Source organism: Pseudomonas sp. WSY_20, from assembly GCF_043104335.1.
Classification (GTDB): Bacteria; Pseudomonadota; Gammaproteobacteria; order Pseudomonadales; family Pseudomonadaceae; genus Aquipseudomonas; species Aquipseudomonas parafulva_B.
In genome coordinates this window covers 38,453-59,753 of record NZ_JBICKP010000034.1, presented here as the reverse complement: position 1 = coordinate 59,753, position 21,301 = coordinate 38,453, and the positions used below count along the sequence as shown (strand labels likewise).

Annotated in this window: 24 protein-coding genes; 2 read left to right on the top strand and 22 right to left on the bottom strand. The window is 61.8% G+C overall.

The features are described 5' to 3' along the window. From ACF8E5_RS09815 to ACF8E5_RS09745, 15 genes are all read right to left on the bottom strand, one after another. Window positions 1–350 (bottom strand): IS3 family transposase (locus ACF8E5_RS09815; protein WP_392475213.1); only part of this gene is annotated, 350 nt, incomplete at its 3' end. Between the two features lie 80 nt (window positions 351–430). Next, window positions 431–973 carry a transposase gene (locus ACF8E5_RS09810; protein WP_392475212.1) on the bottom strand — a complete coding sequence of 181 codons (543 nt, stop codon included), beginning with the start codon at window positions 971–973 and terminating at the stop codon, window positions 431–433. A 275-nt stretch (window positions 974–1,248) separates the two neighbouring features. Next, the gene (locus ACF8E5_RS09805; protein WP_392475211.1) at window positions 1,249–1,377 is read right to left on the bottom strand and encodes a hypothetical protein; all 129 of its coding nucleotides are present in this window, start codon (window positions 1,375–1,377) and stop codon (window positions 1,249–1,251) included. 21 nt (window positions 1,378–1,398) lie between these two features. Then, a complete protein-coding gene (locus tag ACF8E5_RS09800; RefSeq protein WP_058637691.1) occupies window positions 1,399–2,181 on the bottom strand; it encodes a TatD family hydrolase in 783 nt (260 codons plus the stop codon). A gap of 27 nt (window positions 2,182–2,208) precedes the next feature. Continuing rightward, the gene (locus ACF8E5_RS09795) at window positions 2,209–3,195 is read right to left on the bottom strand and encodes a DNA polymerase III subunit delta' (protein WP_058605739.1); all 987 of its coding nucleotides are present in this window, start codon (window positions 3,193–3,195) and stop codon (window positions 2,209–2,211) included. After that, window positions 3,188–3,820: a dTMP kinase gene (tmk, locus tag ACF8E5_RS09790; protein WP_058637692.1), complete on the bottom strand. Its 633-nt coding sequence runs from the start codon at window positions 3,818–3,820 to the stop codon at window positions 3,188–3,190. Before tmk ends, ACF8E5_RS09795 begins: the two co-directional genes overlap by 8 nt. Window positions 3,821–3,829: 9 nt before the next feature. Then, the gene (gene mltG, locus ACF8E5_RS09785) at window positions 3,830–5,023 is read right to left on the bottom strand and encodes an endolytic transglycosylase MltG (protein ID WP_196126123.1); all 1,194 of its coding nucleotides are present in this window, start codon (window positions 5,021–5,023) and stop codon (window positions 3,830–3,832) included. A 4-nt stretch (window positions 5,024–5,027) separates the two neighbouring features. Continuing rightward, window positions 5,028–5,843 (bottom strand): aminodeoxychorismate lyase, encoded by an 816-nt coding sequence (pabC, locus tag ACF8E5_RS09780; RefSeq protein ID WP_058637694.1) that lies wholly within the window; start codon window positions 5,841–5,843, stop codon window positions 5,028–5,030. After that, a complete protein-coding gene (gene fabF / locus ACF8E5_RS09775) occupies window positions 5,843–7,087 on the bottom strand; it encodes a beta-ketoacyl-ACP synthase II (protein WP_058637695.1) in 1,245 nt (414 codons plus the stop codon). Before fabF ends, pabC begins: the two co-directional genes overlap by 1 nt. 187 nt (window positions 7,088–7,274) lie before the next feature. After that, the gene (acpP, locus tag ACF8E5_RS09770) at window positions 7,275–7,511 is read right to left on the bottom strand and encodes an acyl carrier protein (RefSeq protein ID WP_058637696.1); all 237 of its coding nucleotides are present in this window, start codon (window positions 7,509–7,511) and stop codon (window positions 7,275–7,277) included. A gap of 203 nt (window positions 7,512–7,714) precedes the next feature. Next, window positions 7,715–8,455, bottom strand: a complete 741-nt coding sequence (gene fabG / locus ACF8E5_RS09765; protein WP_058605744.1) for a 3-oxoacyl-ACP reductase FabG — start codon at window positions 8,453–8,455, stop codon at window positions 7,715–7,717. Window positions 8,456–8,470: 15 nt separating this feature from the next. Beyond that, window positions 8,471–9,409: an ACP S-malonyltransferase gene (fabD, locus tag ACF8E5_RS09760; protein WP_392475210.1), complete on the bottom strand. Its 939-nt coding sequence runs from the start codon at window positions 9,407–9,409 to the stop codon at window positions 8,471–8,473. A gap of 147 nt (window positions 9,410–9,556) precedes the next feature. Next, window positions 9,557–10,567, bottom strand: coding sequence for a phosphate acyltransferase PlsX (gene plsX, locus ACF8E5_RS09755; protein ID WP_078478213.1), 1,011 nt, complete (start codon window positions 10,565–10,567; stop codon window positions 9,557–9,559). A 3-nt stretch (window positions 10,568–10,570) separates the two neighbouring features. After that, a complete protein-coding gene (rpmF, locus tag ACF8E5_RS09750; protein WP_008096416.1) occupies window positions 10,571–10,753 on the bottom strand; it encodes a 50S ribosomal protein L32 in 183 nt (60 codons plus the stop codon). 13 nt (window positions 10,754–10,766) lie between these two features. Next, complete coding sequence (locus ACF8E5_RS09745; RefSeq protein ID WP_058637699.1) at window positions 10,767–11,294, bottom strand: YceD family protein; 528 nt, start codon at window positions 11,292–11,294, stop codon at window positions 10,767–10,769. 95 nt (window positions 11,295–11,389) lie between these two features. Here ACF8E5_RS09745 and ACF8E5_RS09740 point away from each other — a divergent pair, with 95 nt between their 5' ends. Next, on the top strand, window positions 11,390–11,968 hold the full coding sequence (locus tag ACF8E5_RS09740) for a nucleoside triphosphate pyrophosphatase (RefSeq protein WP_100851117.1): 579 nt from the start codon (window positions 11,390–11,392) through the stop codon (window positions 11,966–11,968). Window positions 11,969–12,011: 43 nt separating this feature from the next. Here ACF8E5_RS09740 and ACF8E5_RS09735 read toward each other — a convergent pair whose 3' ends face one another. Genes ACF8E5_RS09735 through rluC form a run of 3 tightly spaced genes read right to left on the bottom strand, consistent with a single transcriptional unit; the run spans window position 12,012 to window position 14,628 of the window. Further along, window positions 12,012–13,001, bottom strand: coding sequence for a S49 family peptidase (locus ACF8E5_RS09735; RefSeq protein ID WP_197844142.1), 990 nt, complete (start codon window positions 12,999–13,001; stop codon window positions 12,012–12,014). A gap of 6 nt (window positions 13,002–13,007) precedes the next feature. Next, on the bottom strand, window positions 13,008–13,682 hold the full coding sequence (locus tag ACF8E5_RS09730) for an HAD family hydrolase (protein ID WP_197844141.1): 675 nt from the start codon (window positions 13,680–13,682) through the stop codon (window positions 13,008–13,010). Beyond that, complete coding sequence (rluC, locus tag ACF8E5_RS09725) at window positions 13,672–14,628, bottom strand: 23S rRNA pseudouridine(955/2504/2580) synthase RluC (RefSeq protein WP_058605749.1); 957 nt, start codon at window positions 14,626–14,628, stop codon at window positions 13,672–13,674. The genes ACF8E5_RS09730 and rluC overlap by 11 nt, the downstream gene beginning before the upstream one ends. Before the next feature lie 794 nt (window positions 14,629–15,422). On the opposite strand from rluC, the gene rne reads away from it, so the two are divergent. Further along, window positions 15,423–18,758: a ribonuclease E gene (gene rne, locus ACF8E5_RS09720; RefSeq protein ID WP_197844140.1), complete on the top strand. Its 3,336-nt coding sequence runs from the start codon at window positions 15,423–15,425 to the stop codon at window positions 18,756–18,758. A gap of 113 nt (window positions 18,759–18,871) precedes the next feature. Here rne and murB read toward each other — a convergent pair whose 3' ends face one another. From murB to ACF8E5_RS09700, 4 genes are read right to left on the bottom strand one after another with little or no spacing between them, the layout of a single operon-like run. Then, window positions 18,872–19,891: a UDP-N-acetylmuramate dehydrogenase gene (gene murB, locus ACF8E5_RS09715; RefSeq protein ID WP_078478210.1), complete on the bottom strand. Its 1,020-nt coding sequence runs from the start codon at window positions 19,889–19,891 to the stop codon at window positions 18,872–18,874. After that, entirely contained in the window at window positions 19,888–20,352 is a 465-nt protein-coding gene (locus ACF8E5_RS09710; RefSeq protein WP_058637705.1) for a low molecular weight protein-tyrosine-phosphatase, read from the bottom strand. The genes murB and ACF8E5_RS09710 overlap by 4 nt, the downstream gene beginning before the upstream one ends. Then, the gene (gene kdsB, locus ACF8E5_RS09705; protein ID WP_058637706.1) at window positions 20,352–21,113 is read right to left on the bottom strand and encodes a 3-deoxy-manno-octulosonate cytidylyltransferase; all 762 of its coding nucleotides are present in this window, start codon (window positions 21,111–21,113) and stop codon (window positions 20,352–20,354) included. Before kdsB ends, ACF8E5_RS09710 begins: the two co-directional genes overlap by 1 nt. Further along, window positions 21,110–21,295 carry a Trm112 family protein gene (locus ACF8E5_RS09700; RefSeq protein ID WP_003247142.1) on the bottom strand — a complete coding sequence of 62 codons (186 nt, stop codon included), beginning with the start codon at window positions 21,293–21,295 and terminating at the stop codon, window positions 21,110–21,112. Before ACF8E5_RS09700 ends, kdsB begins: the two co-directional genes overlap by 4 nt. Window positions 21,296–21,301 lie beyond the last annotated feature (6 nt).

Sequence of the window (21,301 nt, the reverse complement as noted above, 5' to 3'; positions counted from 1 at the left end):
ATTTCGCCGTTATACAGGTCCATCAACGGCGAAAGAAACAGCTTCTGCCCCTTTACCTTGAACTCTGTCACGTCGGTTGCCCATTTCTGATTAGGGGCTCCTGCCTTGAATTCTCGTCTGAGCAGATCAGGCGCAACCAGTCCCTCTGAGCCTCGGTACGAGCGATATTTCTTCGCCCTGACCAGCGACTGGAGACCCATCAGCTGCATCAGTCGCTGCACCTTCTTGTGATTAATCATCCGACCGTTGTGCTTGAGGGTCTCAGTAATCCGGCGATAGCCATACCGTCCCTTATGCTCGTGATAGACGTTGTTGATACTCTCTTTCAAAGCCGCATGCTTGTCAGTCAACAACACCTTGCTTTGGTAATAAAAGGTACTACGTGCAAGCCCGGCAGCACGTAACAGCAGAGCGAGTCGATGCCCGTGCCTCAATCCCTGGACAGCCTTCGTTTTCTCGCCTGCGCAGTGCGAGGGTCCGCTTGGATCAAGGCATCGAGCTTTTTTAGATAAGCATTCTCCGCACGCAGGTATTCCAGCTCTTCGAGCATTTGCTCGGGTGTCAGGTCGCTATCCGAAGCGGCAGGAGGACTTGCGCTTGTTTTTTTCGATGGCTTACGGGGCATGCTCAACTCTCGGGTATGATGCGGATGAAGTGCTTCAACTCCGCCTTGATCATACAGCCTTTTCCACTGCCTGATGCTACTTGGACCGCGGATATCAAACTGGATGCAGGCTTGCTGGGCAGACAATCCTTCTTGCTCAATACACTGCAAAACCTTCAATTTGAACTGGGCATCGTAGCGGCTGTACTTGGCACTTAAACCGGCTGCGCCGTGTTTTTCATAGCCCTTTACCCACCGACGTAGCATCGATGGGCTGAGGTCATGCTTTAGCGCCACTTCATGAATGCTAGGAGCAGAAAGGCACTCTTCGATGAGTGCCTGTTTGAGCGCCAGGTTGTATTTCGTCATGGAACACCCTCCGGTGAGATAGGTGTCCAACATTCGGGGGTCAGTTCAACGGCGGCTTACTTTTTGTCTTGTCAAAAAGTAAGCAAAAACCGCCTGCTCCTATCATCCGGCCCCTACGCTACGCTTCGGGGTTCCCTCGCTCCGGGCTTGCTCCCGGGAGGACCGCGCTGCAGGCCCCATCCTGGGGCCCAGCGCTTGACAGGCATCCATGCCTGTCACCTCCCTCCGCAAGCCCTGCGCTCGGCCTCCTGAAGTCGCGATCTGCGGCGCCTGAGCTACCGTGCGCTTAGAAGCAAAAGCCAAAGCAACTTCAACTGCAACTGCAACTGCAACTGCAACTGCAACTGCAACTGCAACTGCAACTGCAACTGCAACTGCACCTGCACCTGCAACTGCAACTGCAACGTTAACTTAGGGTACGCGCCCTAGCGAACCCTTGCCAACGGAAATAACCGCTTGAAATTTGTGGTGGTCTGCTCAGCCAACTGTTCATAACTGACACACCGCAGTGAGGCCACATATTCAGCCACTTCCCGCACATATTGGGGCAGGTTGGGTTTACCCCGATAAGGAATAGGCGCCAGATAGGGCGAGTCGGTTTCCACCAAGAGCCGATCCGCCGGCACTTGCCGCGCCACGTCCCGCAACGCCTCGGCATTACGGAATGTGACGATCCCCGAAAGCGAAATGTAATACCCAAGATCCAAAGCCGCCTTGGCCATTTCCCAGTCTTCGGTAAAGCAGTGCAGAACGCCCGCCTGGGACAAGTTCGCCTCACGCAATAGTGCCAAGGTATCGGCACGGGCCGCTCGGGTATGCACGATCACCGGTTTTCCCGTCTGCCGCGAAGCTTCCAGGTGCAAGCGAAATGAGGCCTGCTGCAACTCGGCAGCTTCCGGCTCGTAATGGTAATCCAGGCCGGTTTCACCGATCGCCACCACATGGGGATGAGCCAATTCGGTCAACAGCCAGTCCAAAGCAGGCGCTGCACCCGGCGCCAGGTCCAGCGGGTGAACGCCTACCGAGCAATCCACATCGCTGTATTGCTCGGTCAAGGCCTTGACTGCGCCTGCATTTTCGGCACTGACACCGATGCACAGGAAGTGCCCGACACCACGAGCACGCGCCGCCTGCAAGGCAGCATCGAGCGAACCCCCATGGGCGCTGAGGTCAAGGCGGTCAAGATGGCAATGGGAATCTACAAGCATGGGTACACACACGGATAAGAATTAAAGTCAGCGCCCAGTGGGCAATTGTAGCCAATGGGCCAGCAACGATTCGATCAGCAAAGCACGATTCAGGTTTGCCTTGCCCAGCACTTTCTGACGCTGCTCAAGGATCCAGGCCTGGACCTCGAGGACTTTGGCCGGACGGCTCTTTTGCGCAAGGTATTGCACCACCTTGCGCATGTCGGCCATGCCGAGCTCATCGTCGTCCTCGGTCAACTGGTAGCGCAGGATCAACTGGGCCCAGTCGAAAAACCAATCGAACACTATCAACAACGGCACGGCTGTCCATGCGTCGGCCAACTGGCTGGGCGATTGCTGCTGCTTGAGCAGCTTCTTTACGCCTTCGGTCACCAGGGCGCGCTGTTCATGCACGCCTTGCTGATGAAGACTCAGGGCCAACAGCGGCGAACCGGCAGACAAGGTCAACAGATCGTCGCGCCGGGCCTGATCGGTCTCCGGCAAGGCGCTGGCCAACCAGGCATGGCTCTGGGCCTTGGTCGGCAGTGGACAGGTAACCTGCTGGCACCGGCTCTTGATGGTAGGCAGCAAGCGGCTGGGTTGATGGGTCACCAGCAGCAGCACCGTGTCGCCGGAAGGCTCCTCAAGGCTTTTGAGAAGTGCATTGGACGCGTTGACGTTCATGGATTCGACAGGCTCGATCATGACCACCTTGCGCCCACCCAACTGCGCGGTCTGAGCGACGAAGGCAACCAGTTCGCGGACCTGGTCCACCTTGATCGGCTTGTCCAGCTCTTCAGGTTCAAGCATGAAGTTGTCGGGGTGACTACCGGCCTTGAGCAGGTGGCAGGACTTGCACTGGCCGCAAGCCAGGGTGCCATTAGGGCGCTGGCACAGCAGCCGCGCCATCAGGCGCTCGGCCAGATCACGCTTGCCTATCCCCTTCGGGCCGTGCAGCAGATAGGCATGGGCATGCTGGGCGCGGCCAGCCAGTTGCTCCCACAGTGTCTGCTGCCAAGGGTAGGCGTCAGCCACGGCAGCGCTCCACGATACCTGGCAGCAGCCTGTCCAACGCTTGCTGGACGTCCGCCAGCGGCTGCGATGCATCCAGCAGCGTGTAGCGTTGTGGCGCCGCGGCTGCGCGATCCAGGTAGGCGCGGCGGACCGCTTCGAAAAACGCCTGCCCTTCCTGCTCGAACCGGTCCAGCCGCCCTCGCGCTGCAGCGCGGGCCAGGCCTACTTCGACGGGCAGATCGAATACCAGGGTCAGGTCAGGACGAAGGTCGTCCTGCACGAACTGCTCAAGCGTCGCGATACGCTCGACGGGCAAGCTGCGCCCGCCCCCTTGATAGGCGTAAGTAGCGTCTGTGAACCGGTCACACAGCACCACCGCCCCACCCGCCAACGCCGGGCGGATCACTTGTGCAAGGTGTTGAGCGCGTGCAGCGAACACCAACAAAAGCTCAGTATCGGCGTGCATGACTTCATCGCTCGGCGACAACAACAGCTCACGAATCTTTTCAGCCAAGGGCGTGCCGCCTGGCTCGCGGGTCAGCACCACGTCCAGCCCTTGCTCGCGCAGCCGGGCAGCCAGGTATTCCCGGTTAGTACTTTTGCCCGCGCCTTCGGGGCCTTCCAATGTAATAAACAAGCCGCTCACAAACAGTCCTTATTGGGGGGCGTCGAGCGCCGACGGTTCGGTTGCCCGATCGCTCTCGACCTTGCCCTGTTCAGGCGCAGCGGCTGGAGCAGATGGATCATCCGATGCTCCCGCCTCAGGCACTTGAGATGAACCGGACGGCGCTGCATCGTTCGAGGGTGTCGGCTGAGCGGTGCCAGGGCTTGAACGGTAATCGGCCCGACGCTTGAGCTGAAACTCGCGCACAGCAGAATTGTGGTCGTCCAGGTCATCGGAAAAAACGTGACTACCATCACCGCGCGCAACGAAGTAAAGGCTGGTGCCATCTGCCGGGTTCAATGCCGCATGGATGGCCTCACGCCCGACCATCGCAATAGGCGTTGGCGGCAGCCCCGTCATGGTGTAGGTGTTGTAAGGCGTTGGCTGGCGCAAATCAGCGCGTGTAATGCGGCCGTTGTAGCGCTCGCCCATGCCATAGATGACCGTCGGATCGGTCTGCAGCATCATGCCCAGGCGCAGGCGGCGGACGAATACGCCAGCGATTTGCCCGCGCTCCTGTGGAATACCGGTTTCCTTTTCCACCAGCGAGGCCATGATCAGTGCCTGGTAGGGGTCGCGGTACGGCAGGTCGCGGGCGCGCTCGGCCCACTCACGGGCCAGCACCTCTTCCAGGCGCATGTAGGCTTGCTGCAACAGTTCCACATCGCTCATGCCGCGCACGAAGCGATAGGTGTCCGGAAAGAAACGGCCTTCCGGGAAAACGCCAGCGTGCCCCAGCTTTTCCATGACTTCGGCATCAGAGAGGCCATCAAGGGTCTGCTTGATCTTTTCGTGCTTGGCCACGGCCGCGCGCACTTGGCGAAACGTCCAGCCTTCGACCAGGGTCAGGTTGTATTGCACCACGTCGGCCCGCTGCCAGGCGTCGAAAAGCTGTTTCACGGTCATGCCGGGCGTCAGGCGATACTCGCCCGTGTGCAGTGGCACGCCGGCCATGTTGAAGCGCCAGTACAACCTGAGCCATAGCGCGTCGCCCAACAGCCCCTCTTGTTGCATGCGGTAGAACATGCGATTGGGCGTAGCGCCATTGGGCACATCCAGCAGGCGTTCCTGTGCCACATGCACAGGCTGATCCAGCACCGAATGGACCTTCCAGGCCGACCAGCCAAGGGCCAGGCCCATGACGATCAGGCACATTTCCAGCAGCAGCAGGAATTTACGTCTCACGAATTCAGGTTTCCAGTAACGTACGGGCAATGGCCTGCAACGTACGGGTGAGCGGGCCAGGCCGCCAGTTTAGCGCGCCTGCGGCGCGGACGGGCCAGATGCCGTAGACACTATTGCAAACGAATACTTCATCAGCTTGTGCGAGCTCATCGAACGCCAGGTCACGCACTTGCACCGGGATGTTCATCATCTTCGCCCGCGCCAGCAGTGCGGCGCGCATCACGCCTGCCACCCCGCAACGATCAAGCCTGGCAGTAAGAAGCGTGCCTTGCTTAACCAGAAACAGGTTGCTGTAGACACCTTCGATCAGCCTGCCCTGCCCGTCACGCATCAGGCCTTCGGCATGTTCGCCGTCCTGCCATTCGGAACGTGCCAGCACCTGCTCGAGGCGGTTGAGGTGTTTGAGCCCTGCCAGCAAGGGTTGTTCCCCAAGCCGGGTCTGGCACATGAACAGGCGCACGCCCACGTCGGCGTGTTCGGCTGGGTAGCTGGGCAACGGGCTGGCTTGCAGGATACGCCGCGCCGCGACACCGGCCGCGGGTGCATATCCGCGCTGGCTGTCGCCGCGGGTCAGGATCAGCTTGGCCACGCCCTCACCCAGCTGAGCGGCATAGCGCCTTACCTCATCGGCCACCAGGGCCACGTCAGTGGCGATGGACAGGCGCTGACAGCCCAGTGCCAGACGCGCCATGTGCTCATCCAGCAGCAAGGGCCGCCCATGGCGTACAGCGAACGTCTCGAACAGACCATCCCCGTAGGCCAACCCGCGGTTGTGCAGGTTGATCGCAGCCGCAGGCGTGCCATCGACCCAGCTTTGCATCACTCGGCGAACCGGCGGAACACCAGGGAGCCGTTGGTGCCACCAAAGCCGAACGAATTGGACAGCACGACATCGATTGGCATGCTGCGGGCCTGGTGCGGCACGAAGTCCAGGTCACAGCCTTCGTCTGGCTCATCCAGGTTTATGGTCGGCGGCGCCATCTGGCTGTTGATCGCCAATACGCTAAAGATCGCCTCCACCGCACCGGCAGCCCCCAGCAGGTGCCCGGTCATCGACTTGGTGGAGCTGACGGCCAGCTTATAGGCATGCTCGCCGAACACGCGCTTGATGGCTGCCACTTCGGCCAGGTCTCCAGCCGGTGTCGAGGTGCCGTGGGCGTTGATGTAGCTGACTTCCTGAGGCTGCACGCCGGCATCGCGCAGGGCATTGACCATGCAACGGGCTGCACCTTCACCCGATTCGGGCGGCGACGTCATGTGATAGGCATCGCCGCTCATGCCAAACCCTACGAGCTCGGCGTAGATCGTTGCACCCCGCGCCTTGGCGTGCTCGAGCTCTTCGAGCACCAATGCACCGGCCCCGTCGGACAGGACGAAGCCGTCACGGCCTTTGTCCCAGGGACGACTGGCCCGCGCAGGCTCATCGTTGCGGGTAGAAAGCGCGCGCGATGCGCCAAACCCGCCCATGCCCAGCCCACAGGCGGCCATTTCAGCGCCGCCGGCGATCATGACATCGGCCTCACCGTGCGCAATATTGCGCGCAGCCATGCCGATGCAATGGGTACCGGTGGTACAGGCTGTGGCGATGGCGTAGTTCGGCCCTTGCAGACCCAGATGGATCGACAGGAAGCCGGAGATCATGTTGATGATCGAGCCAGGGACGAAGAACGGCGAGATACGCCGAGGGCCTGCGTCGTGCAATGTACGGCTGGTCTGCTCGATATTGGTCAGGCCACCGATGCCCGAGCCCATGGCCACGCCGATGCGCTCACGGTTGGCGTCGGTCACTTCCAGGCCAGCGTTGCGCACTGCCTGAAAACCGGCTGCCAAGCCGTACTGAATGAACAGGTCCAGCTTGCGAGCCTCTTTGGCCGACAAGTATTGTTCAACCTCGAAGCCCTTCACCGAGCCACCAAAACGGGTGGAGTAGGCAGAAAGATCCGTATGCTCGATCGGACCGATGCCACTGCGGCCAGCCAGAATGCCCTGCCACGTGCTCGGTACATCCGTACCCAGTGGCGACAGCATGCCCATACCGGTGACCACGACGCGTCTACGCGACACAGTACTCTCCTTTTCTAATGACAGAGTTTCTTGCCATTGCATCCAGTTGGACGGAATGAAATGGCAACAAGCTCTTGATGCGGGGCTTGGCAGCCGACACGGCGACAGCCGAAGCTTGCAAAGAAAAAACCGCACGCCAGTCAAGGCAGTGCGGTTTTTCCCGACAAGAAGCGTCGACTACAGCGTCTTAGGCCTGGTGGCTGTTGACGTATTCGATGGCAGCTTGAACGGTAGTGATCTTCTCGGCTTCTTCGTCAGGAATCTCGGTCTCGAATTCCTCTTCCAGAGCCATCACCAGCTCAACGGTGTCAAGCGAATCGGCACCCAGGTCATCGACGAAGGACTTCTCGTTGGTCACTTCTTCTTCCTTGACGCCCAGTTGCTCGGCGACGATTTTCTTGACGCGTTCTTCGATGGTGCTCATACCTAGTTTTCACTCCTAATGGATATATGTCAGGCAGCTGGCCGGTGGCTAATTTTATAGAAGAACGTTCGCTTTTCAAGCTCAACGCGCCTTCAGCCTAGTCCCACGACCAGCCGCCTGGAATCTGATTGCAGCTTTATAACGGATTTTAGGCTCGCAGTATGACTCTTTTTTTACGAAATCCGTCACATTGACCGGCGATATTACATGTACATCCCGCCGTTGACGGGCACGGTTGCGCCCGTCACGTACGCTGCACCGTCAGAGGCCAGGAACGAAACCACCTTGGCGATTTCATCTGCCTGACCCAGGCGGCCCAGCGGAATCTGGGTCTGCAGGGCTTCGCGCTGCGCTTCTGGCAGCTCGCGGGTCATGTCGGTATCGATGAAGCCCGGCGTGACCGAGTTGACGGTGATACCGCGCGAGCCCACTTCACGCGCCAGGGCGCGACTGAAGCCTTCGAGACCGGCCTTGGCCGCCGCATAGTTGGCCTGGCCAGCGTTACCCATGGCGCCGACCACCGAGCCGATGCTGATGATACGACCCCAGCGCGCCTTGGTCATGCCGCGCAACACGCCCTTGGACAGACGGTAGAGACTATTAAGGTTGGTATCGATGACATCGAACCACTCGTCGTCCTTCATGCGCAGCATGAGGTTGTCACGCGTGATACCCGCATTGTTCACCAGAATGGTCGGCGCACCGAACTGCTCGCCAATGGCCGACAGTACCGAATCAACCGATTCGGCGCTGGTCACGTTCAGCTCCATGCCGGTACCGGCAATGCCATGCTCCTTCAGGGTCGCGGCGATACGCTCGGCACCGGAGGCCGAGGTCGCAGTACCGATGACGGTGGCGCCTTGGCGACCCAGTTCCAGGGCGATGGCCTGGCCAATGCCACGGCTGGCGCCAGTGACCAGTGCAACTTTACCTTGCAGGCTCATGCAAGCTTCTCCAAATCAGGCCAGTGCCGCACGCGTGGCGGCAACGGCGTCAGGGGCGTTGAGGTTGTAGGTGGTTACGCCATCGGCGCAGCGTTTGTTGAGGCCAGCCAGGACCTTGCCCGGACCGCACTCGACCAGGTTGACCGCACCGGTGGCAGCCAGCGCCTGGACGCACTCGACCCAGCGCACGGGCTGGTACAGCTGAGCCAGCAGATCACGCTTGAGCGCATCCAGATCGGGTGCGATGGCGGCTGTCACGTTCTGCACAACCGGAATCTGTGGCGCCTGCCAATCGATGGCATTGATCGCGGCGGCAAATCGTTCGGCCGCAGGCTTCATCAGCGCGCAGTGCGACGGTACGCTGACTGCCAGCGGCAAGGCGCGCTTGGCGCCCTTTGCCTTGCACAGCTCCATGGCCCGGTCCACTGCGGCTTTGTTACCGGCAATCACCACTTGGCCCGGCGAATTGAAATTGACCGCGCTGACGACCTCGTCTTCAGCCGCTTCGGTGCAGATCTGCACCACGACGGCGTCGTCCAGCCCCAGGATTGCGGCCATGGCACCGTGCCCGGCAGGCACGGCTTCCTGCATCAGTTGGCCGCGGCGCTCGACCAGGCGAACGGCGTCCTTGAGGCTGATGCTGCCCGCTGCGACCAAGGCACTGTACTCGCCCAGGCTATGACCCGAGACGAATGCAGGCTTGGCGCCGCCCTCCTCGAGCCACAGGCGCCACAGCGCAATGGAGGCTGTCAGAATGGCTGGCTGGGTCTTATCAGTCTGATCGAGTTGCTCTTGCGGACCTTCCTGAACCAGTTTCCAGAGGTCGTAACCCAGCGCCTCGGAAGCTTCCTTGAAGGTCTCGATGATCACCGGCTTCTCGGCGCCGAGTTCTGCGAGCATGCCCAGCGACTGGGAACCTTGACCTGGAAAGACGAATGCGAGAGATGCAGACATTGAACAAGCCCTTATGATCTTGTCGTCGGATAGAGGCGCCTGGCGCATGCCAGGCGCGGAATCTGAACATTTGGATGAAGACCGAAACCCTGCGGTCACATTTAAGCATTTCGTCGGCAAGACCGCTAAGCGCGGGCTCGCATCACATTACTTGAGTAAATCCTCCAGGCGACCATGAAGGCGCCCGGGCAAATTCTCCTGAATTTCGATCAGGGCGCGCTGGATCGCACTCTGAAACCCCTCAACGCCTGCCGCGCCGTGGCTTTTGACGACGATGCCCTGCAACCCCAGAAAGCTGGCACCGTTGTGACGCGCCGGGGCCAGATCGGCCTGCACGCGTTTAAGCAGCGGCATGGCCACAGCGCCCGCCAGGCGCGACAACAGGCCGCGCCTGAAGGTCTGCTCGATACGCTGCGCAACCATGGTGGCCAACCCTTCGCTGGACTTGAGCAGGATATTGCCAACGAAGCCGTCGCAGACCACCACGTCCGCGGCCCCTCTGTACAAGCCGTCACCTTCGATGAAGCCGACGTAATTGAGGCCGCGAGCCCCTTGCAACAGGTTCGCCGCCAGCCTGACTTGCTGGTTACCCTTTATGTCTTCGGTACCTACGTTCAGCAGTGCCACTCGGGGGCGCTGCACGCCCAGCGCCTGCGCCGCCACCGACCCCATGACCGCAAACTGGTAAAGCTGCTCGGCCGTGCAGTCGACATTGGCGCCAAGGTCAAGCAACTGGCAGTAGCCGGTGCGTGTCGGGATGGCAGCCACCATGGCTGGACGATCAATGCCTGGCAGGGTCTTGAGCACGGCGCGAGACAGCGCCATCAGGGCCCCGGTATTACCGGCGCTGACACAGGCCTGGGCCTTGCCGTCACGCACCAATTCCAAGGCAACACGCATGGATGAATCGGGTTTGCCGCGCAATGCCTGTGAAGGCCGCTCGTCCATACCGATCACTTCTGCGGCACCGAGAATCTGCAGGCGCGCGCGATCGGCAGCTGAAAAGCCGCTGACAAGATCTTCCAGGAGGGAGGATTGACCGACGAGGGTCAGGTGAAGCGAGGGGGTAGCCGACAGGCAGGCGATGCTAGCCTGGACAATGCTGCGGGGACCGAAGTCCCCGCCCATTGCGTCGATCGCGATGATCTGAGCGGACAAGGATTACTCGTCAGCGCCCTTATCGATCACTTTGCGACCACGGTATACGCCTTCTGGCGAAACGTGGTGGCGCAGGTGCACTTCGCCGGTGGACTTCTCTACCGACAGCGCGTTTTCCGACAGGGCATCGTGCGAACGACGCATGTCACGGGCAGAGCGGGATTTTTTGTTCTGCTGAACAGCCATAATTGATTAACTCCTAAACGTTTGGGTCACGCTTTAACTGCGCCAAAACACTGAACGGGTTGGACCGCGATACCTCGTCCTTGCTCGAGTCGGGCTCGTCTGCGCCCGCCGGCTGCTGGCATTCTTCCGGATGATGAGCAGGCACGATGGGCAAGGCGAGCAACAGCTCTTCCTCGATCAGCGCCTGCAGATCCAAAGGATCTTCGCCCAGTTCCAGCACGTCATAGCCTTTCGGCAACGACTGGGTATTCGCACCCTCCTTCACCACGGCGTAGGTACACTCGCTGTGGATCGGCAGGGTGACCAGCTCAAGACAACGCTGGCAAACCATCTTGACCTCGACATCCAGCTCGCTGTGGATAACCACAGTGTGCTGTTCGTCTCGTTCAAAATCGAACTTCGCCTGCACCATACCGACATCGTCGGAAAGCGGGTCGCAGAGTCTTTCCAAATCAGCGAGTGGTAGCGAACCGCCAAGGGTTACGCCACGATCAGCCAATTTGCGCGGGTCAACGTGAGGTGGAATCGGGTCATTCAACATAGGCGCAGCATTCTAGGGATGCCCCCCGTCCCTGTCAAAGGAATTTGGTGGCATCGTGCGTGATAGGATGGGTTCAACCGAATCAGGAGCTTACCATGCTTGCACTGTTACTGGCTTCCAGTTCCCTTTATCGTCGCGAGCTACTCGCGCGCTTGCAGCTTCCGTTTACCTGGGCAAGCCCTGACATAGACGAAACGCGCCAGCCAGCAGAGCCTGCAATCGACCTGGTCCGGCGCCTGGCCATGCAAAAAGCCCAAGCCCTTGCAGGCAGCCACCCTAACCACTTAATCATCGGCTCGGACCAGGTCGCAGTGCTAGGCGAGCACATTCTGGGCAAACCCCACACGGTCGAGCGAGCCTGCGAACAATTGCTCGCCTGCAGCGGCCAACAGGTGACGTTTCTTACCGCAGTGGCGCTGCTCAACAGCGCCACCGGGCAGTGCCAGGTGGACTGCGTGCCGTTTACCGTGAAGCTGCGGGTGCTGGACCGTGAACGCATCGAGCGCTACGTGGCAGCGGAAATGCCCCTCGACTGCGCCGGAAGCTTCAAGGCCGAAGGGCTTGGCGTGAGCCTGTTCGAAAGCACCGAGGGGCGCGATGCGACCAGCCTGGTGGGGCTCCCACTGATACGGCTCGTCGACATGCTGGCCTTGGAAGGGGTGCGCGTCCCGTAGCCAGACCAGGGGGCGTGCACCGCCCCCACAAAGGCGACTGGCCTTAGCGCAGTTGCGGGCCCTGGAAACCCATCCACATGGCCAGGCGCTCTGCCACGCTGGCACCCATGCGCTTGGAGAAACGGTCAAAGGGCGATTCCTGCACGGTGAAATCAACCAGATCCTTTTCGCCCACCACCTCACGCGCCACATAGCTGGCGCTGCCCAGGCCATCGATCAGACCAAGCGCCTTGGCCTGCTCGCCGGACCAGACCAGGCCGCTGAACAGCTCCGGGTGATCCTTGTCCTTGAGTCGCTCGCCCCGCCCTTGCTTGACCATGGCGATGAACTGGTTGTGGGTGGTGTCCAGCACACCCTGCCAGAATTGAGTTTCTTCAGGCTTCTGCGGCGAGAACGGATCGAGAAATGCCTTGTGCTCACCGGACGTATAGAGCCGGCGCTCCACGCCGAGCTTGTCCATGGCACCTACGAAACCGTAGCCCGCAGCCGTCACGCCGATCGACCCGACCAGACTCGCCTTGTCGGCATAGATCTCATCGGCCGCACTGGCGATGTAATAGGCTCCTGACGCACCCAGGTCGGTGATGACGGCGTACAGCTTGACGCCGGGGTGCTCGGCACGCAGGCGGCGAATCTCGTCATACACATAGCCCGCCTGAACAGGGCTGCCGCCCGGGCTGTTGATGCGCAGGACCACGGCTTTGGTCTTGCCATCCTTGAAGGCATCGCGCAGGCCTTTGACGATGTTGTCGGCACTGGCAGCCTCCTGGTCGGCGATGACCCCGCGCACGTCCACAAGGGCCGTATGACTGGCACTGCGCGAGGCAGCCTTGTCCATGTCGGTCCAGGGCAGGAACAGCGCCAGGATGCCAAAGAGGTAGATGAACGTCAGCAGCTTGAAAAAGATACCCCAGCGTCGCGACCGGCGCTGCTCCTGGATGCCCGCCAGCAAGGTCCTTTCCAGCAGCTTCCAACTTTTGCGCTCCTCGCGCTCCTCGGGCTCGGCCTCGGGGGCCTTCCATTCGCCTGCCATGCTCACCTACCTCGAAAATGGACCTGTGGAACCGGACAGCCACTGACGCAGCTGGCCAAAGTGATCGATGCAAACCTGTGGCCCGAACTCGGCCAGCGCCTGGAGTGACATCGCGCCATAACCCACGGCCACGCAGTGCATCCCCGCGTTGCTGGCCATCTGCAGATCGAACGCAGAATCTCCGACCATCAGCGCACGACCCGGTTCGACACCGCAGTGGTCAAGTATTTGTTCGAGCATCAAGGGGTGCGGCTTGCCGCGCGTCTCATCCGCCGCACGCGTGATATCGAAAAACCGCTCAAGGCCATTGGCCTTGAGCACTCTGTCGAGGCCGCGGCGCGCCTTGCCGGTAGCCACCGCCATTCGATAGCCCTCGGCGCGAAAGGCGGCCAGCGATTCGGCGACGCCGTCGAACAGCGGCGAAGGCTGCTGATCGAGTGCCGTGTAGACATCGGCATAATGCTGACGAAACCGCTCCACCTGCTCATGCGTCAGGTGCGGATAAAGGGTGTGGATCGCCTCAGCCAGCGACAGCCCGATGATCCCCTTGATGGCCTGTTCCTGAATGGGCGCTTGGCCGGCACGCTTGGCAGCGACCTGCATGGCCTCGACGATGCGCCCGACGGAGTCGGCCAGGGTACCGTCCCAGTCGAAGATCAGCAGCGTGTAGTCACGGCGCACTCAAACGCTCCACGGTCTTGGCCCACATTTCATCCACGGGCGCCTCCAGCTTGAGCTCCCCACCGTCCGGAAGCGGCACCGTCAGTGCGTAGGCGTGCAGGAAAAGCCGCTTGCCGCCCAGGTCGCGGATTTCGCGACTGAAATCCTCGTCGCCATACTTGCTGTCCCCCGCGATCATGTGCCCGGCATGCAGGGCATGCACACGAATCTGGTGAGTACGGCCCGTGATCGGGCGCGCCTCCACGAGGGTGGCGAAGTCGCCGAAGCGGCGCAGCACACGGAACAGGGTCAGCGCTTCCTTACCTTCGTCATTGACTTCGACCATACGCTCGCCTGAGCGCAGGTTGCTCTTGAGCAGCGGTGCATTAACTTGCTTCTTCGCGGTTGGCCAGTGACCGCGCACCAGGGCCATGTAGCGCTTGTCCACGCCATCCCCGCGCAGCGCAGCATGCAGGTGGCGCAGCATGCTGCGCTTCTTGGCAATCATCAGCAGGCCCGAGGTGTCCCGGTCCAGGCGATGCACCAGCTCCAGCTCCTTGGCATCGGGGCGCAACTGACGCAGCGCCTCGATCACGCCGAAGCTCAGCCCGCTACCGCCATGCACGGCGATCCCGGCAGGCTTGTTCATCACGATCAACGCCTTGTCTTCGTGAACGATGGCAGCTTCGAGCCGCTGTAGCAGCCCCTGGGCCACCGGGGCCGGCTCGTCGCGCTCAGGCAGTCGCACGGGCGGCACCCGCACGATGTCGCCCGCCTGGATCTTGTACTCGGGCTTGACCCGACCCTTGTTCACCCGCACCTCGCCCTTGCGCAGGATGCGATAGACCAAGGTCTTGGGCACACCCTTGAGGGCTGTGATGAGAAAGTTGTCGATACGCTGGCCGGCAAGTTCCGGCGCGACTTCAATCAGCTGAACGCCGGAAGTCGGAGAGGTATTGGTTGTCATGGCGCAATCATACAATTTTTATGGAATTGAAGCACTTAATCATTGCTGCTATAGTCGCGAACGCCGCCATAAGCGGCAGGCCAGTGGAATCAGGCTGTGCGCCAGTCACTGACCTTCGCAATTCTCCAGGACGCGAGGCCGTCCTACGGGGGTTCGCCAGTTTACCGAATTGCCTGGAATCGCCACCAGCGCCGTGTAGAGAAGACCGAAAATAAACGACAAGTGCGGTGTCCAACCTGCTTACACGCTTCTTTTCGCAGTACCTCTGCCCGCCCGTCGCTTCCACGCAACCCATGGCGAATGCCTCGGAAATACCTGCCTTGGACATGAATGGCGCCAGCGCAGAATCGCGCTGGCGAAAAATGCAACCCGTTGCGGATTCAGCGCGCGGCAGCACCCGAATTATCAGGGATACGTGCAGGGTGGAGATGCACAGCCCTCGGACCGTGTAGCACCGCGTCCGGCCACCAGCCCCATCGTACGGCTGGCGAGCGGATAAGGTCCTGAACAGATGCCCCTGGGCGTCCACGGCTGAAGGTTGATTCCTCCTCCTGACTGAGTGCACCAGGCCCGCTTGGTTGATTCGGATAACAATTCGAAGCCTCCGGGGCCTTGTTGGCACCGCAGCAAAACAGGACGCGTCGTCGCGACAACGGCAGGCTGGGCAACCGGCTGGTGCCGAACGTTGCTCGACACGGGGGTGGTTAATCACCCTTTGCGCACCTTGGCACCGACCATGAGACGTCGTGTGTGCCGAACGCCGTTTCCGGCAGCCCGGAAACCGACGGTACAACATGAAAAGAATGCTGATTAACGCCACTCAACCCGAAGAGTTGCGCGTAGCCCTGGTGGACGGCCAACGCCTCTACGACCTGGATATCGAATCCGGTGCACGAGAGCAGAAAAAGGCCAACATCTACAAAGGCAAGATCACTCGCATCGAACCCAGCCTCGAAGCCGCCTTCGTCGACTTCGGCTCCGAACGTCACGGCTTCCTGCCGTTGAAAGAAATCTCCCGCGAATACTTCAAGAAGGCCCCTGAAGGCCGCGTCAACATCAAGGAAGTGCTCAGCGAAGGCCAGGAAGTCATCGTCCAGGTCGAGAAGGAAGAGCGCGGCAACAAAGGCGCGGCCCTCACCACCTTCATCAGCCTGGCCGGCCGCTACCTGGTGCTGATGCCCAACAACCCGCGCGCCGGTGGCATTTCCCGTCGCATCGAAGGTGAAGAGCGCAACGAGTTGCGCGAAGCGCTCAATGGCCTGACCGTACCAGGCGACATGGGCCTAATCGTTCGCACCGCGGGCCTTGGCCGCAGCAGCGAAGAGATGCAGTGGGACCTGGACTACCTGCTGCAGCTATGGACCGCCATCAAGGAAGCTTCGCTGGACCGCGCCGCGCCGTTCCTGATCTACCAGGAAAGCAACGTCATCATCCGCGCCATCCGCGACTACCTGCGCCAGGACATCGGCGAAGTGCTGATCGACAGCATTGATGCCCAGGAAGAAGCCCTGACCTTCATTCGCCAGGTCATGCCGCAATACGCCAGCAAGGTCAAGCTATACGAAGACAGCGTCCCGCTGTTCAACCGCTTCCAGATCGAAAGCCAGATCGAGACCGCTTTCCAGCGCGTGGTCGAGCTGCCATCGGGGGGTTCGATCGTGATCGATCCGACCGAAGCGCTGGTGTCCATCGACATCAACTCGGCGCGCGCCACCAAGGGCAGCGACATCGAGGAAACCGCCCTGCAGACCAACCTGGAAGCGGCTGAGGAAATCGCCCGTCAGCTGCGTCTGCGCGACATCGGCGGCCTGATCGTCATCGACTTCATCGACATGACCCCTGCCAAGAACCAGCGCGCCGTGGAAGAGCGTGTGCGTGAATGCCTTGAGGCCGACCGCGCTCGCGTGCAGGTTGGCCGCATCTCGCGCTTCGGCCTGCTGGAAATGTCCCGTCAACGCCTGCGTCCGTCGCTGGGCGAAAGCAGCGGCATCGTCTGCCCGCGCTGCTCGGGCACCGGCATCATCCGTGACGTGGAATCGCTGTCGCTGGCTATCCTGCGCCTGATCGAAGAAGAGGCGCTGAAGGATCGCACTGCCGAAGTCCGCGCCCAGGTGCCGATCCCGGTGGCCGCCTTCCTGCTCAACGAGAAGCGCAACTCCATCACCAAGATCGAGCTGCGCACCCGTGCGCGCATCATCATCCTGCCAAACGATCACCTGGAAACCCCACACTTCGAAGTCCAGCGCCTGCGCGACGACAATCCCGAGGTGTTGAACAACCAGTCCAGCTACGAAATCGCTGCCAGCGAGACCGAAGAAGCGCCACAGCCAACCGCCACCCGCACCCTGGTTCGCCAGGAAGCCGCCGTGAAAACCGCACCGGCCCGTGCGAATGCACCCGTGCCAGCCAGCGAGGAGCCACAGCCTGCGCCAGCCGCCGCCCCTGCCCCAAGCGCCCCGGAGGCAAGCCTGTTCAAGGGCCTGGTGAAGTCGCTGGTGAGCCTGTTCGCTGGCAAGGAAGAACCTGCTGCCGCCCCTGTCGCCCCTGCTGCGGAAAAGCCGACTACCGAACGCAGCCCGCGTAACGAGGAACGCCGTAACGGACGGCAGCAGAGCCGTAACCGCAACGGTCGCCGCGATGAAGAGCGCAAGCCGCGTGAAGAACGTGCCGAACGTACCCCGCGCGAGGATCGCCAGCCACGCGAGGAGCGTGCTGCGCGTGAAGAACGTGCCCCGCGCGAAGAGCGTGCACCACGCCAGTCTCGCGAGGACCGTCGCGGCAACCGTGGCGAAGAGCGCGTGCGTGAACTGCGCGAGCCGCTGGACGCCACGCCGCCAGTAGAACGCGAGGAGCGTCAGCCCCGTGAAGAACGTGTAGCTCGCGAAGAACGTACCCCACGTGAAGAGCGTGCGCCTCGCGAAGAACGGGCTCCACGTGAAGACCGCGCACCTCGCGAAGAGCGTGCTCCGCGTGAAGACCGCGCACCTCGCGAGGAACGTGCTCCGCGTGAAGACCGCGCACCTCGCGAAGAACGTGCTCCGCGTGAAGAACGCGCGCCTCGCGAAGAACGTGCACCACGTGAAGACCGAGCGCCTCGCGAAGAGCGTGCCGCCCGGGAAGAACGCGCCCCGCGCCAACCTCGTGAAGAACGTCAGCCACGCGCGGCCGAGGAAGCTGCCGAACACGCTGCCGAAATGGCCGAAGAGCAACTGCCGAACGAAGAGCAGCTACAGGACGAGCAGGACGGCAACGATGGCGAGCGTCCGCGCCGCCGGTCGCGTGGCCAGCGTCGCCGCAGCAACCGTCGCGAGCGCCAGCGCAACGCCAACGGTGAGCTGATCGACGGCGAAGAAGAAGGCAGCGAAGAGCAGCCTCAACAGCGCCAGGCCACCGAGCTGGGCGCAGAGCTGGCCGCAGGTATTGCGGTGACCGCTGCGGTTGCAACCAGCAACATCAGCACCGACGCCGAAGCCCAGGCCAATCAGCAGGCCGAGCGCGCTACCGCCGAAGTCGCCGCTGTTGCCCCAACCGACAGCAGCGAAATCGCTCAACCGGCCAAGCAAGCTGAAACTGTAGTTCCAGCAGAAGCGGTCGCCGTGGCCCCAGTGGTCGAGCAACCGATCAGCGAGCCAGCGCCATTTGTCGAGGCCTCGGCCGTGCCTGTGGTCGAAGTCGCCCCGCAGCCGGTAATCGAACAGGCGCCCGTTGCTGAGCCAGCCGCGACCACCGAAACCTCAGTCGTTGAAGCCCCGGCAGACGTTCAGGCACCCGAAGCGCTGATCACCGAAGTGCCTGCAGAAGCCCCGGCCATCGAAGCCGGCGAAATCGAGCAGGCACCCTCTGTGATCGAGGTCGCCCCGGTTGCCGAACAGCCTGCCCCGGCGGTAGAGGCCCAGCCAGAGGTTTTGGCCGCGCCTGAAACGGTTGCGCCTGAGCCTGAGCCAGCCCCAGCTGCCGCGGCAGAGCCTGCCACCGTCATGCTGTCCAACGGCCGCGCACCAAACGATCCACGTGAAGTGCGTCGCCGCAAGCGTGAAGCCGAAGCTGCCGCCAAAGCCGCTCAGGCTGGCGCTGCTACCGACGAGCCAACACCAGAGACCGCCGACGAGCCAAAAACCTACCAGGGTTGATAGCCAAGGCTGAATGAAAAAGCCCCGCCAGTGCGAACTGGCGGGGCTTTTTCTTGGTCGGGCGTTTACCGTGGTCGGCGGACACGGCGCCTAGGAAGTTGCCGTAGGCAGCATCAATAAAGATTGGGCTCCATCTCCAGCTCAACCCCGAACCGCTCAAGGATGTCGACCTGGATCCGCCGCGCCAGGGCATGCATTTGCGCCCCGCTCGCCTGGCCATAGTTGACCAGCACCAGCGATTGCAGGCGATGCACCCCGGCATCGCCTTCTCGATAGCCCTTCCAGCCCGCCTGTTCGATCAGCCAGCCTGCTGCCAGCTTCACCTGGCCATCGGCCTGCGGGTAAGCAATGACACCTGGATGTTGCGTACGGATACGCTCAAACACCTGCGCCGCAACCACAGGGTTCTTGAAAAAGCTCCCGGCATTACCCAGCTCGGCCGGATCAGGCAATTTTTCACGACGAATGCTGCAGATGGCATCGCTGATGGCCTGCGCAGTGAGCGCGGTAGTGCCCTGCTCGGCCAGGCGCTGACGCACCGGGCCGTAGTCCAAGCGCGCCTGCAAGGTGCGACTCAAGGCGAAGCGCACACGCAGGATCAGCCAGCGACCAGGGTTACGCTTGAACACGCTGTCACGGTAGCCGAACGCGCAGTCGGCCAAGGCGAAGTCACAGACGTCACCCGTCTTGCGGTCCAACGCGGTCAGGCCGGCGAAGACATCCTTGATCTCTACGCCATAAGCGCCCACGTTCTGCATGGGGGCAGCACCCACTGTGCCGGGAATCAGGCTGAGGTTCTCCAGCCCGCAAAAGCCCTGCGCGAGCGTCCACTGCACGAACGGGTGCCAGGCCTCACCCGCCTCGGCCTCGACCAAAACGCGCTCACCATCGTCACTGACCACGTGGCGGCCCTGGCTTGAGACGTGCAGCACCAGGGCATCGACATCGCGGGTTAGCAGCAGGTTGCTTCCCCCGCCGATCACCAGCACGGGTATACCCTGCTGCTGCGCAGCGTCCAGCGCCTGACGCACCTGCAGGTCGTCTTTGGCTTGGCTGAAGTAGCGCGCTTTCACGTCGATGCCAAACGTGTTGTACGGCTTGAGCGAGACCTGCTCTTGCCATTGCCCCGTCATAACCGCCCCTTGATTTCCACGACCAGCGCTTGGCAGGCGGCTTCGATCAGGTCGAGCACCTGCTCGAAACCATCGGCACCGCCATAGTACGGGTCTGGAACTTCATCGAGCGCAGAACCGTAGCGGCGCAAAAACAGGTCGAGCTCGCCTATCGCCGCATGCGGGCGCAGAGCACGCAAATCGCGCAGGTTGCTCTGATCCATTGCCAGTACCAGGTCGAACTCGGCAAAGTGCCCCACCTTGACCTGCTGGGCGCGCTGTTCCGACAGGTCGTAGCCACGTGCCAGTGCGGCCTTGAGGGTGCGCTCGTCGGGCGCCTTGCCAACGTGCCAGTGGCCCGTACCGGCCGAGGCCACCTGCACCTGATCGGCAAGCCCAGCGGCCTGCAGTTGATGACGCAGCACGCCTTCGGCAGTCGGCGAGCGGCAGATGTTGCCCAGGCACACGAACAGAACGCGCATCAGGCCTCCAGCAAGCGCCGTACGCGCTCCAGGTCTTCAGGGGTGTCCACGCCCACGGCGGGTGCCTCGATGGCATCCTCCACATGGATCCGCACGCCGTGCCACAACGCACGCAGCTGCTCCAGCGCTTCGGTCTGCTCCAGCCAGCATGGGCCCCAACCGACGAAATCATGGAGGAAACCAACCCGGTAGGCGTACATGCCAATATGGCGGCGGTAAGGCACACCGGGCGGCAGCTCCTGACCTTTGGCAAACGCATCGCGCGCCCACGGCAGCGGCGCACGGCTAAAGCTCAGGGCCAGGCCGTTCTTGTCGCTCACTACCTTAACTGCGTTGGGGTTGAACACCGCTTGCGGCTCATGGATGGGCTCGGCCAAAGTCGCGATACCGGCGTGCGGATTAGCCGCCAGGTTGGCGGCCACTTGGTCGATGATCACCGGCGGGATCAGCGGCTCGTCACCTTGCACATTGACCACGATGGCCTCGCTGGGCAGGCCAAGCTGCACGGCCACTTCGGCCAGACGGTCGGTGCCGGACTCATGGTCCACGCGGGTCATCAGCACCTCAGCGCCAAATGCCTGGCAAGCCTCAAAGATACTGGCATCGTCGGTTGCAATGACAACGCGACTGGCGGCACTCCTGCGCGCCTGTTCCCATACGTGTTGCACCATTGGTTTACCGGCGATGGGCAGCAGGGGCTTGCCTGGCAGGCGTGTGGAGCGCAGACGGGCTGGAATGACGACGGTGAAGTCCAGGTTCATTTGTCCAGGCGCTCATCATCGGTCAGGGTACGTGCCTCGCTTTCCAGCATCACCGGGATACCGTCGCGAATGGGATAGGCAAGGCCGGCGCCCTTGCTGATCAGCTCGGTCTTGTCGGCGCTGAGCTTGAGCGGGCCCTTGGTGATCGGGCAGGCCAGGATATCGAGCAGTTTGGTGTCCATTGAAGG